Source organism: Lysobacter xanthus, from assembly GCF_047159895.1.
Genome location: NZ_BAAGAB020000034.1, coordinates 16,653 through 28,493 on the forward strand (window position 1 = coordinate 16,653; position 11,841 = coordinate 28,493).

Annotated in this window: 10 protein-coding genes; 3 read left to right on the forward strand and 7 right to left on the reverse strand. The window is 66.5% G+C overall.

All coding sequences use genetic code 11. The annotated features are described in order from the left end of the window. Window positions 1–35: 35 nt before the first annotated feature. The 7 genes from ACY35P_RS09690 to ACY35P_RS09720 all read right to left on the reverse strand — a co-directional run bounded on the left by ACY35P_RS09690 (window position 36) and on the right by ACY35P_RS09720 (window position 10,103). Window positions 36–3,158, reverse strand: coding sequence for an efflux RND transporter permease subunit (locus tag ACY35P_RS09690; RefSeq protein ID WP_462115625.1), 3,123 nt, complete (start codon window positions 3,156–3,158; stop codon window positions 36–38). Next, window positions 3,155–4,186: an efflux RND transporter periplasmic adaptor subunit gene (locus ACY35P_RS09695; protein ID WP_462115626.1), complete on the reverse strand. Its 1,032-nt coding sequence runs from the start codon at window positions 4,184–4,186 to the stop codon at window positions 3,155–3,157. Before ACY35P_RS09695 ends, ACY35P_RS09690 begins: the two co-directional genes overlap by 4 nt. After that, window positions 4,179–5,615 carry a TolC family protein gene (locus tag ACY35P_RS09700; protein WP_462115627.1) on the reverse strand — a complete coding sequence of 479 codons (1,437 nt, stop codon included), beginning with the start codon at window positions 5,613–5,615 and terminating at the stop codon, window positions 4,179–4,181. Before ACY35P_RS09700 ends, ACY35P_RS09695 begins: the two co-directional genes overlap by 8 nt. Beyond that, window positions 5,616–7,100, reverse strand: a complete 1,485-nt coding sequence (locus ACY35P_RS09705) for a phospholipid carrier-dependent glycosyltransferase (protein WP_462115628.1) — start codon at window positions 7,098–7,100, stop codon at window positions 5,616–5,618. Beyond that, complete coding sequence (locus tag ACY35P_RS09710) at window positions 7,097–8,077, reverse strand: glycosyltransferase family 2 protein (protein WP_462115629.1); 981 nt, start codon at window positions 8,075–8,077, stop codon at window positions 7,097–7,099. Before ACY35P_RS09710 ends, ACY35P_RS09705 begins: the two co-directional genes overlap by 4 nt. A 78-nt stretch (window positions 8,078–8,155) precedes the next feature. Then, entirely contained in the window at window positions 8,156–9,430 is a 1,275-nt protein-coding gene (locus ACY35P_RS09715; protein WP_462115630.1) for a sensor histidine kinase, read from the reverse strand. Beyond that, a complete protein-coding gene (locus ACY35P_RS09720) occupies window positions 9,423–10,103 on the reverse strand; it encodes a response regulator transcription factor (RefSeq protein WP_462115631.1) in 681 nt (226 codons plus the stop codon). The genes ACY35P_RS09715 and ACY35P_RS09720 overlap by 8 nt, the downstream gene beginning before the upstream one ends. Before the next feature lie 480 nt (window positions 10,104–10,583). On the opposite strand from ACY35P_RS09720, the gene ACY35P_RS09725 reads away from it, so the two are divergent. The 3 genes from ACY35P_RS09725 to ACY35P_RS09735 form a co-directional block, all read left to right on the forward strand. After that, a complete protein-coding gene (locus ACY35P_RS09725; protein WP_462115632.1) occupies window positions 10,584–10,814 on the forward strand; it encodes an efflux RND transporter permease subunit in 231 nt (76 codons plus the stop codon). Continuing rightward, complete coding sequence (locus tag ACY35P_RS09730; protein ID WP_462115633.1) at window positions 10,811–11,563, forward strand: SseB family protein; 753 nt, start codon at window positions 10,811–10,813, stop codon at window positions 11,561–11,563. Before ACY35P_RS09725 ends, ACY35P_RS09730 begins: the two co-directional genes overlap by 4 nt. A gap of 108 nt (window positions 11,564–11,671) precedes the next feature. Next, the coding region (locus ACY35P_RS09735; RefSeq protein ID WP_462115635.1) for a transposase at window positions 11,672–11,841 on the forward strand (170 nt) is incomplete at its 3' end.

An 11,841-nucleotide genomic window follows, 5' to 3' on the forward strand; every position in this document is an offset into this window, starting at 1 on the left:
GCGGGAAGCGTGGCACGGCCGGTTGCACCGCCGCGTCAGGACACCGGGGCGTGGTCGCCTTCGAACCCGCCAAACCGCCCGAAGCGCAGCGCAAGCCCGGGCAGCACCAGAAGATTCAGCGCCGTGCTCGTGATGAGTCCGCCGAGGATGACCAGTGCCATGGGACCTTCGATTTCACGTCCTGGCTCGCCGCTGCCCAGTGCCAAGGGCAACAGGCCGAGCGCGGTGACGATGGCAGTCATCAGAATGGGCGCCAACCGCTCGGCGGCGCCGCGCATTGCGGTCTGGGCCGACCACGGCGCCTGCTCGACCCGCACGAGATGCTCGTAATGCGACAGAAGCATCACCGAATTACGCAAGGTGATTCCGAACAGGGTGACGAAGCCCACCATTGCGCCAACCGAAAAGCTTCCCCCTTGTGCGAACACGGCGAGCACGCCACCGATCAGCGCAAACGGGATGTTGACAAGCACCAGCACCAGATTGCGTCCATTGCCGAGCACGACGTACAGAAACAGCACGAGCCCGACGCCGGCAAACGCCGAGCTGAGCAGAAGATCGCGGACGCTTTGCGCCTGCGCCTGGGCGGTGCCCCCGATGTCCACGTAGCTCCCTGAAGGAAGCTGCAGCCGGCCGAGCTGCACATGCAGGTCGGCGACGACATCGGTGACCGTACGCCCCGTTACGTTCAACGTGACTGTCTGCACTCGGCGCGCACCTTGGTGCAACACGACGTAGCGTCCGGAGGCCTCGTACACGTCGGCGAGCTCGCGCAGGGGCACAAACGCACCCGACGGCGCACGGACGGGAAGGGCCCCCACCGCGGCGACGCGCGATCGCCGGGCAGGGTCGAGGACCACCCGGATGTCGGTGACCCGTTCGCCCTCATAGACCTGGCCCGCATCGACGCCGGAGTATGCGGTCTGGATCGCTTGAAGCACGCCGCCCGGTGTCAGGCCCCAGCGCACGAGCGCGTCAGGCCGCAGTCGCACGACGAGTTCCGGCGCACCCGGCGGCGACTGGACCTGCACGTCCGCCGCGCCCGGAACGGCCGTGGCAATGCGGCCGACTTGCGCTGCAGCGGCATCGAGGGCGTCGAGGTCGCGCCCGTAGATATTGACTGAGACGGCCGCCGTGTATCCCGACACCGTCTCTTCGACACGTTCGGTCAGAAACGTCTTCGCGCTGAAGTTGGCGCCGGGAAAACGAGAGAGCACCTCGCGCATCTGGTCCAAAGCCGCTTCGGATTCGGCCCCGCTCAGCGGCTTGAGCGCGACGTCGATCTCGCTGTAGTTCGGGCCGTATGTGTCGTCGGCCAGTTCAGCCCGGCCCGCACGCTGACCCACGGAACGCACGAAGGGCAGGGCGCGCAGCGCCCGCGACACCCGCGTGCCCAACTGCACGGACTGGTCGAGCGAAGCGCCCGGGACGAGCGACATGTGAACGATGTAGTGGCCTTCCTTAAGCTCCGGTAGAAAGCCACCGCTCAGCAGCGGAACCGTCGCGGTCGCGAGCGCTGCAGCTACGGCCACGGCGATCACCACGCGTCGCCACCGGGTCTCGACCACTGTCAAGGCGCTCGCGTAGCGCGCCTTCAGGGCCCGGACGAGGCGCGGCTCATGGTCCCTCAGCGAGCGGCGTGCGAGCAGGGCAAGGCAGAGGGCCGGGGTGACGGTCAGCGCCACGACGAGCGAGGCCAGGGTGGCCAGCAGATAGGCGATGCCCAGCGGCCCGAAGAGCCGACCGGTCACCCCGGACATTGTGAGCACGGGTAGGAACACCAAGGCGATGGCAAGCGTCGCGTAAACGACGGCGCTTCGTACTTCCAGCGCGGCTTCCAATACGGTCGGCAACAGCCGGCGCGGTCGCTCCAGGGCCTGGTTCTCCTGAAGTCGCCGGTAGATGTTCTCGACCACGATCACTGCATCGTCAACCAGCAGGCCCACGGAGATGGCGAGTCCGCCCAGCGTCATCGTGTTGAGACTGAGTCCCAGAGCGTGCATCACGGTGACCGCAGCGAGCAGGGACAACGGGATCGCCGCCAATGAAATCAGGGCGGTTCGCACATTCGCCAGGAAGACGAACAGCACGATCACCACCAGCACGCCGCCAAGGAGCAATGAGTTGCGAACGTTGGCGGTCGCGGTCGAAATAAAGCTTGCCGGGCGGAACAGCGCGCGGTCGAGACGAATATCCTGCGACTTCAGCTCCGGCTCGAGCGTCGCCAGCGCCGCCTCAAGGCGTTCGGTGACCTGCAGCGTATTCGCCCCGTACTGCTCCGAGAGAAGCAATTGCACGCCGGGACGCCCGTTCACCGTGGCCGCACCGGCAGCCGGTGCGGCAGCCTCAACTACGCGAGCGACGTCGCCAAGCGTGACGTTACCTCCCTCCAAATGCTTGACAACCGTGGAGGCGAGCAACGCCGTACCGAGCGCCTGACCCTCGGTGCGGATCGTAAGTCGCTGGTTGGGCGTTTCGATGAAACCGGCGCCTCGGACGCCCGTTGCGCGCTGAGCGGCGTCGACGACCTCGTCGACGCTGAGGTCGTAGCGGACGAGCCGGTCCGGATCGAGCTGGATCTGGAACTCCCGTTCGTCGCCGCCGAACACATTGACTTTCGCGACGCCGGGCACCGCCAGCAGGGCAGGGCGCAGTGTCCAGTCCGCCGCTGTTCGAAGCTGCATCAACGAGCGCGTTGGCGAGGTCAGGCCGATCGCGAGGACCATGCTGGTCGACGATGTCAGCGGCGACAGGGTGGGCGCCGCGACACCTTGGGGCAAGCCGCCCGTGACTGCCGTCAAACGCTCGGTGATGGCCTGCCGACCCTGATAGACGTCCGTGCCGGGCGCAAACGTCGCCACGATGACCGACAGCCCTTGGATCGACTGCGACCGCAACGATTCAAGGCCCGGCATGCCGTTGATGGCGTTCTCAAGCGGTTGCGTCACCAGCAGCTCGACCTGCTCGGGACTGAGGCCGGGTGCTTCGGTCTGGATGGACGCTTGTGGGGGGGCAAACTCCGGAAAGACATCGTAGGTGCTGCGCGCCAGCGACACTCCGCCCAGCACGACGAGCAGTGCAGCCAGCGCGAGAGTGACAACGCGGTAACGCAGCGAAAACCCGATGAGTCCGGCCAGCAGCCCATGCCGCGGTGTCACTCCTCGTCTCCCTGCAGAGAGGCGCGCAACTCTTCCGAAAGCATCAGCTCTGCGCCCTGCACGACCACTGGCTGGTCGCCGGCGAAACCGGCGGGCACCACCCAGCCGTCAGCCAGGGCTGCATTCTCAGGCAGCAGGCGTCGCACAAAATGGGTCGCATCGCGCCGGGTGTACGCCCAGTGCCGCCCCTGCCAGGACACCACGGCGCTCGCAGGGAGGACGCCCCCGCGCAAACTATGCCCGGTGGGCAACTCCACGGTGACGGCCGCGCCGGTGCGCAAATCTGCATTGGGTGCGACGTAGTAAAAGCTGCTGCCCTGGAGCCGCGGATCCGACTGGGCCGCGCGTCCGAGCAGGCGCGCGGTGGTGCTTACCCCGCTGGCCCCGACCGCGAGCGTTGGCGGCAGGGTCGGTGCGGCGACGCCCGAGGGGAGCGTGACCTGCAGCAGCGCGTCGCGTCCGTCTGCGATGCGACGGAATAATGTGGTGTCCAGTGAGACCGCACGCGCGAGCTCGGCACCCCATTTGAGGGTTGCGGCCTCCTCGGCACTGCGCAATGCGGACTGCGCGGCATCGGCAGCCGCGCGGTCGGCAGCGAGCGTCGCCTCCACTGCCTGCACCTCCGTCAGCGACGCGTCCTGGGCTTCGACGCGCAACGTACGAAGGCGCGCGGCCTGCGCAGCGGACGCTGCCGCCTTTGCGCGCGCCGACGCGAGCTCGGCACGCGTACGGCCGAGCTCAGCCCGCAGCGCGCTTAGATCCGCGGCTGAGACGACAACGGCCACCGCCGACGTAGTGTCGCGCACGCTCGCTTGCGCCGGCCGCGCGACGACCACGCCTGCGGCAGTTTGCTCGGCGGCCGTGAGCACTAGGGTCGGAACACCCTCCACGGTGGCCTTGCGATCGACGACCAGCGCCGCTTCGGTCTTGGCTTCCGCGGCCTGCTCGCGCCGTCCGCGCAGGTAGCCGAACACGAGCACTGCGGCGACCACGATGGCGGCGATGGCCAGCCAAGACGTCCTAGTCATGCGAAACAGCCTCGGCAAGGGGGAAGGTATCGAGCCGTTCAAGGTCGAACGGCGGTGCAAAAATGGCGTGGCGCTGCGCCGATTCAATCGCGGCAAGGCCGCGTAACGTTTCCGTGCGCCAATGCTCGGCGTCGACCTGCGCCTGGCGCGCCTCGAATTCGGCGGCGAGCACGTCCGAGCGTGTGCCGGTCCCGACTCGCAGCGCGCGCTCCGCACTCGTCTGGAGGCGCTCGGCCTGGGTGACGCGCGCGCGGCTGGCCTGCCAGCCGGCGAACGCCGCCGTATACGTTGCCCGCGCGCGATCGAGCTCGGACAGCGCGACCGCCTGCGCCTTCAGGACCTCGGCCCCCGCCGCGGCTCGGCGCGCCGTGGCTTCCGCGATCGGACCTCGATTCCGGTCCACAAGCGGCACCACCAGCGATGCGGCGAGCGTCCACTTGGCGACGCCTGCGTCCCACAGCAGGCCCGGGCTGACGATCACATCGGGATACTGGCGTGCGACCTCCAAGCGAAGCGCAGCTTCGGATGCGTCGTACGCGGCGAGGGCGGCGAGGAGGTCGGGGCGTGACAGGAGGGCAAGGCGCTGGACGCCGAGCGCAGGCAATGCGTCGGGGGACGGCACCGGCATTGGGCTTAGCGACGCGCGAACGCCTTGGACGGCCTCGACCGGTACCGCCAGCGCCGCTGCAACGGCCGTCCGTGCCTCCGCGTTCCGTTGCAGCCCCTCGGCAAGCTGCGTTTCGGCGCTCTGCTGGTCGAGCCGCAAGCGCGTGAGCTGGGGTGCGGCGGACAACCCGAGTTCAACCCGTCGTTGCATGAGGACAGCGCGAGCACGCTGGATCCGCACTGTGTCCTCGAGCGGCGCGGTGGTCGCGTCCAGACCGATCATCCCGTCCAGCACGCGCGCGCGTTGCGCCCATGCGGCATCGTGGAACTCAAAACGGGCGCGTTCCGCATCGGCGACGGCCTGCGCAATACGCGCGGCACGCTTTCCCGCGGTCTCGATCGCAAGCCCGACGCTCAGCCCTTGAGTCCACGGCGCGGCTTCGGCGCCGGACCGGGCACGCTCGGCCGAAACGTCGAGCTGGGGATTGGGTCGGGCGCCTGCGGTAATGGCGGCAGCGCGGGCCACTTGCCATCGCGCGTACGCGGCGCGTACCTCAGGGCTGTAGTAAACGCTGGTCCACGCGAGGCGCTCCACGTCGCTGATCGGACGCTCCGAGACGCCGACGCTTTCCAAAGCGGTCGTGACGTCCGGCCCGTCCAGACGACGCGCCGTCAGGCGCGCCTGCGCCGCGCCGGCGTCGATTGGTAACGGCGCGTAGGAGACGCAGCCGGCAAGCCCGAGACAACTCAGCGCGGCGACGACTAGGCGCCCGCGCGCCGTCGCGGTGGATCCGACCGACCTACCTGTGCGGCCCCATGGCATCTAGCGGCTACTCCCTAAAGTGGACGCGGGCGCGAGCGGGACGGTGTATAGGGTGTCGTCCGCCCTTTCGCGAAGCAGGATCAGGCCAGTCTCGCTTGGAGCCTTTACCCGGACCAATGCGCCGCGCAGCGGCCCCGGCAGCTGACGTAACGCATCCGGTTTCATGACCACATACTCGATCCCGCGCTGGCTCAGGCGTTGCTCCAGCCCGATGACCGACTCGACCTGCTCCGCTCGGCCGCGCGAGTAGAAGGCGCCGGAGTAGGGGCGCGACCCGTAGTAGATGAGGGTCGGAAGGAACCGCTCGGCGTCTTGCCGGTAGGCAAGTACCACAGTCTCCTGCGAATGGGCCTGTATGCGGGGACCCAAGCCGATTAAGGCCGCAAGCAGTGCAACCGGCATCAAAAGCGCGAGACAGGCGACGCGGCCGGTGGGCGGGCAGGGCCTGTGACGGAACAGCAACGCCGCCGCCAGAACGCCGAACGCGCCGAGCCCTGGCAGTACGTAGGCAGGCAGGATGTTGCGCGCGGCGGTGAAAAGCAGCAGAGGTGCCACAAGCCACGCGAGCAGGTAACGGGCGAACGCGTCATGCCTGAGCCACGCGCGGAGATCAGGCTCGCGCCACACCCGCCACAGCACCCACGGCGACCAGGGCAGCGTGCCTAGCAGCGCGAACGCCCAGATCGTGCCGATCGGGTAGGCGTGCCCGGAGCCGTAGCGGTCGCCCTGCCACCCGGGCACCGTAAATCGTTGCCAGTGCTCGCCCACGATGAAGTAGTGCAGGAAGCCGGGCGATACGTGCTCAGCTGCCAGATACCAGGGCAACGTCAACGCCGCCGTCAGGGCGGCCCCGGAGATCCACGGGATGCGGGTCCAGACCTCGCGCCATTGCTTCGAAACGAGGGTCCACCCACCCGTGGCGATCGCGGTGATGACTAGCCCGACGGGACCCTTGGCCATCAGCGCGATGGCCAGGCCTACGAAAAAGATCCAGCCCGAAAGACGTCCACGTCCGGTGACCGCGCGCCAGAATGCGACCATCGAGACCGTCGTACCGAGGAACAACGCGGGATCGGTTTCAACGGTACCGGCTGAGACAAATACCATCGCTGTCGTTGTGCTCACGACCGCGACCTGCAGCATGAAGCGCGTCCCGAACGGTGCCAGGAATCGAACCAGAAGCGCGATCGCGAGCGCGACCGCGAGGAAGGCCGGCAATCGCGCGGCAAATTCGCCCACGCCGAACGTTTGGAACGAACCGGCCGTCATCCAGAATGAGAGCGGCGGCTTGCCCCAGAATGGCACCCCATCCGCCAATTCCGGCATCAGCCAGTGGCCGGTCGCTGCGATCCGACGCCCGATCTCCGCATAGCGCGCTTCGGTCGTGTCGGTGAGCGGATACAGCGCGAGGCTCGCCGCGCGCGCCAGAACTGCAAAGCCCAGCAGTGTCGAAAGGAGTACAAGTGGACGCTGTAGGCTAATCACGTCCCATCCCCCACGCGCGGCGCCACAAAGCGATCCACGATGTACAGCGGCCGATGCTTGGTCTCAACGAACATCCGACCTAGATACTCCCCGAGGACGCCGATGCACAGCAACTGCGCACCGCCAAGAAATAGCAGTACCACCATCAGGCTCGGATAACCGGTCACCCGCTCGCCGAATGCCAACGTCTTGGCAATGATGATCGCGCCATAACCGAAGGCGGCGAGCGATACGAGAAGGCCCACGTAACTGGCGAGTCGAAGCGGCGCGGTGGTGAATGAGGTCAGTCCTTCGATCGCGAGTGCCCACAGCCGGCCGTAACTCCACTTGGTGATCCCGCTATGGCGCGGCGCCCGGTCGTATTCGAGCTGCACGCGCTCAAAGCCGATCCACGCGTACAGGCCTTTCATGAAACGTGCGCGTTCGCCCAACGCGCGCAGCGCGACGACTGCGCGACGGCTCATCAACCGGAAGTCGCCGACGTCGGGCGTCATGTCGACCCTGGTGAAGCGACGCATGACCCGGTAGAACGCAAACGCGGTCCATCGCTTCGTCAGCGTCTCCCCGGCGCGCGACCTGCGCTTCATCTCCACCTGATCCGCACCGGCGCGCCACGCGCTCACCATTGCGGGAATGAGCTCAGGCGGGTCCTGCAGGTCGGCGTCGATGACAACGACCGCTTCGCCTCGGACGTGGTCGAGCCCGGCTGCCAATGCCACTTCCTTGCCGAAGTTGCGTGACAGGCGCACCGCTCCGATGCGCGGGTCGGACATGCTCAGGGTGGCGATGAGACCGGCGCTTCCGTCACGGCTGCCGTCGTCGACATAGATGACTTCAGCCGACATGCTAAGTACGTCCAACACCGCCGCAAGGCGTGCGTGGAACTCGACCAGGACGTCCGCCTCGTCATAGACGGGGACAAGGACCGATAGGATCGGACCCGTGAGGGGGTCGCGCGCGGGTGGGACAGGGACCATGGCCGCGCACGGTAGCGGCGCCGGTGTCGGATGCTTGTCGGACCTGCGCGAGCGACGGCGCCCGCGCCAGAATCCGTGTCATCCGGCGATATGCAGCCGCGTTACGGTCGCACCGTCCGCGCCTGGCGCAATATCCAGACGCCAGTGCATGTGCTGGCAGAGACGCGCGATGAGCGCGAGCCCGATACCCGACTGCCGCGTACGACCGTCGCGGGCAGCTGCGCTGTACAAGCGCGCAACTTCACGCGGGGTCGTCGCAGCGGCGCGGGCGGCGATCTCGATGACGGCGTCGGGCGCCGCGCGGACACGCACACTGCCTGCGCCATGCTCGATCGCATTGCGCAGAAGATTGGCCACTGCAATCTCGACCGCACGCGGCGCTGCCGTGACGGCAAGGGGCGCGCCCGACTCAAGTTCAACAGAGATGCCCCTGTCGCGTGCCAGCGAAGCATGCGCCTCGACGATATCGGCCACCATTGCTCGGAGATCGAACACTTCCGCGTGCTGTCGGATCCGCGTGGGTTCGCGGGCGAGCAGCAGGAGCGTCTCGACCAGTTGCTCGCTGCCGACCAGCGTCTCTCGCATGCGCGCGGCAACGCGAACCACCTCCGGCGGCGAGGCGGGCCGCGCCTCCAGTACGTCGACCGCACCTCGCAACGCAGCGAGTGGGGTGCGCAGCTCGTGACTCATCATGTCGATAAATTCGCGTTCGCGGTCGATGAAGCCCTCTATCCGTTCGAGGTGCCGGTTGACCGAGTCGCTGATAATGGCCACTTCTTTGGGCGCGTCGTCCGCCACAATGAGGCGGCTTCCGGTACGCTCGGGCCGCAAGGAGTCGATTCCCCGTATGAGCCGAGTGATCGGCCGCAACAGTCGCGAAGTCAAACCGTGGACTGCGGCGAGGAGCACGCCGACGCCCAGCAGAGCACCGAGAAGGCTCCAGCCAAGCAGTCGCTTCTCGTTGCGTTCGACGAGGTCAGCGTCGACGGCCAGTACCAGCCAGCGCCCGTCGGGCAGTGCCCGGACCAAGGCCGACGCCTCGTGGCCGGCGAGCGGCACGTCGTTGTGGAAACCCGGTCCGAGCTGGTCGAGTCCGGCGGGAAGATCCCCGCGCTCGGTACGTGTCACCAAGTAGGCGTGAAGCGTGCCGCCACGGGGTAGCGGGTACCGGGGATCGCTTCGGAGGTGGGCGAGAAAACGGTTCGCCTCAGCGTCCAGGAGTGATCGCCAAACGACGTGTTCGATTTTTTCGTTCGTGAGGTAACCTGCGTACAGAAGCGCCGCGCCTAACAGAACGCAATAGGCAAACAGGCCGCTCGCGATTCGCCACCGTAGCCCACGCGCCTCAGCCATCGCGTGCAGCCAGTCGGTAGCCCTCGCGAGGAACGGTGTGAATCAACTTCGAGGTGCACGGTCCATCAATCGCGCGTCGTAGCTCGTACATGTGAGAGCGCAGAAGATCCGTGTCCGGCGGTGCGTCACCCCATAGAGCGTAGGCCAAGGCCTCCCGCGGGACGACTGCGGGAGACGCACGCATGAGCACTTCCAACAGCTTGCGGCAAGCGCGGTACAGTCGGATGGGTTGGCCAGCCCGAAAAACCTCATGGGTTGCCAAATTGAATTGCAGATCCTCCACGCGCAGAACCCGGGTTGCCGTGGAGACCCCCGGTCGGTCCAGAAGCGCGAGCAGGCGCGCTTCCAGTTCAGGCATCGCAAAAGGCTTGGTGAGGTAGTCGTTCACCCCGCACCGAAAGCCTTGGAGTTTGTCTTCCAGCTCGACGCGTGCGGTCAGCATCAGGATCGGCAGACCTTTCCCATGATCGTTGCGGTAGCGCTGAACGACCGCCATGCCGTCCACCCGCGGCAGGCCCCAGTCAACGACCAGAGCGTCGTAGTCGTTTTCTCCCAGAAGATAGAGCGCAGTCGCGCCATCGGGGGCCGCGTCCAACGCGTGGCCGCGTGCTTCGAAATACTCGAAGACGCTGGCGACCAGAGCGTGATTGTCTTCGGCGACAAGGATGCGCATGGCGTACGTTTAGAGAGCCCAACTAGACCATATCGAATTCGCGGTTGGGCGAATGTCGGGGTGCTCCGGGGCCGGCGTCCGCCTCCGCGGGCCATGCCGTCAGCACTCGAAGCTGACCCTAGCATCTGCCTGACCGGTTCGCCGCCCCGCGTGCAGTGGCTGGGGAGCGCGGCCGCTCATTCTCGTGGCGCACGGTCCACAGGCTGTGGAACAGGGTTCTCACAACGGCCTTGGAAATGGCCGACGTGTCGAACGGCGCATGCGCAGGGACTATTTCCATAACACCGCGCGATCTTTCCGAGCGCCGCCGGCTTGCAGCCCCTGGCGGTCCGCTGCGCGGCGCTTTTTCTGCGAAATCCCCTTATCAGGCGGCAAATCGATGGAGTTGAACGAGCTCGGCATCTAAAAATGGTCACTGCATGGCGTATAGCCACTGTGTTGATGACAGCACTAGTGGCGTCGCCGAGTTAGGGTTCGTGGGTGAATGTCGGGGTCGGTTCGGAGGTCCAACGTCCCCTCCCGACCTTCGTGGTGGGCGGCGTCGCGTTCTCAAGGCTCCTCGCGCTCACCGTGTTGCCAGCGCTCTATCGTTGGCTGCATCGGGAAGGCGACGTTGGCCGAGTGCCAGCGAGGTCGTCTGTCCTTGCACACCCGGCGCCACGAGTCCGCCCTGTGCTTGCAGGCTCATCCTGCGTAATACTTAGGATATGACGACCCCTGAGCAGCTGGCGCGCCTGCAGGCGCGCGCGATCGAGAATCCCATGGAGGAGCCTGCGTTCTTCCAGGCGCTGCTGACGGCCATCCTGTACGTCCACCTGCCGCTCTCGGACGACAGCGGAAAAGTGCGACTGATCTGCTTCACGCGACCGGACGGAATCACTGTGATTCCGGTCTTCAGCGACGACGTCAAAGCAAATGCCGCAGCACAAGGCGCTGTAAGGGTAGTCGCCGTGGTGGGGCGAGAACTGTTCGAGTCAGCGCCGGGCGCCACATGGATGCTGGACCCGAATGACGTCACTTGCACACTTTATCCAGAGGAAATCGCGACACTCCTCCGCGATGGCTGCATGCCGATCGTTCAACGGCACGACGCCGGGGATCCAGCAGTCGTCAGGGCAGCCAGACCGGAAGATGCGTGGATCGGCGAGGCCGCTGTGCGCGCCGCCACGTCGTTTAAGGCGATCAGCGAGGTTCATCTAGTCGAGGTCGTGCGCGAAGAGCCGCAGCGCACGTCAGGCTTGCTCATTGGCCTCGCCGTGAGCCAGTTGCACTCGGAGCAAGCCGCGAGGGCAGTTGGAGTCGCCTTGGTCGCGTGCCCGCAGGTACCTCGCCTCCCCGTGGACGTCACCGTCTACGATTCGGGTAAACCCCCGGAGTGGCTCGCCGCGTCGCACATCGGGCCGCTGTGGTACCGGGGATCCGACGGAGCTTCAGGTCAGGCATTGCCCAATGATCGATGAAGACCTCAGAGCCCGACAGACCCTCGCGAAAGCGGCGATTCGACGTCCCCCCGGTTTTGAGTAGCACGCCGATCTGGAGTCCAATCCCTGACAGCAAGGAGATTGGACGTGAAGAAGCGCTTTTCCGAAGAACAGATCATCGGCTTCCTGCGTGAGGCGGAAGCCGGCGTGCCGGTCAAGGAGCTGTGCCGCCGGCACGGCTTCAGCGAAGCCTCGTACTACCTGTGGCGCAGCAAGTTCGGCGGCATGAGCGTGCCGGATGCCAAGCGCCTGAAGGA

Coding starts and splice junctions, on each gene's coding strand:
- ACY35P_RS09715 (WP_462115630.1), bottom strand. CDS start 9,430: ATGGCTGAGGCGCGTGGGCTACGGTGGCGAATCGCGAGCGGCCTGTTT.
- ACY35P_RS09730 (WP_462115633.1), top strand. CDS start 10,811: ATGACGACCCCTGAGCAGCTGGCGCGCCTGCAGGCGCGCGCGATCGAG.
- ACY35P_RS09710 (WP_462115629.1), bottom strand. CDS start 8,077: ATGGTCCCTGTCCCACCCGCGCGCGACCCCCTCACGGGTCCGATCCTA.
- ACY35P_RS09695 (WP_462115626.1), bottom strand. CDS start 4,186: ATGACTAGGACGTCTTGGCTGGCCATCGCCGCCATCGTGGTCGCCGCA.
- ACY35P_RS09720 (WP_462115631.1), bottom strand. CDS start 10,103: ATGCGCATCCTTGTCGCCGAAGACAATCACGCTCTGGTCGCCAGCGTC.
- ACY35P_RS09700 (WP_462115627.1), bottom strand. CDS start 5,615: ATGCCATGGGGCCGCACAGGTAGGTCGGTCGGATCCACCGCGACGGCG.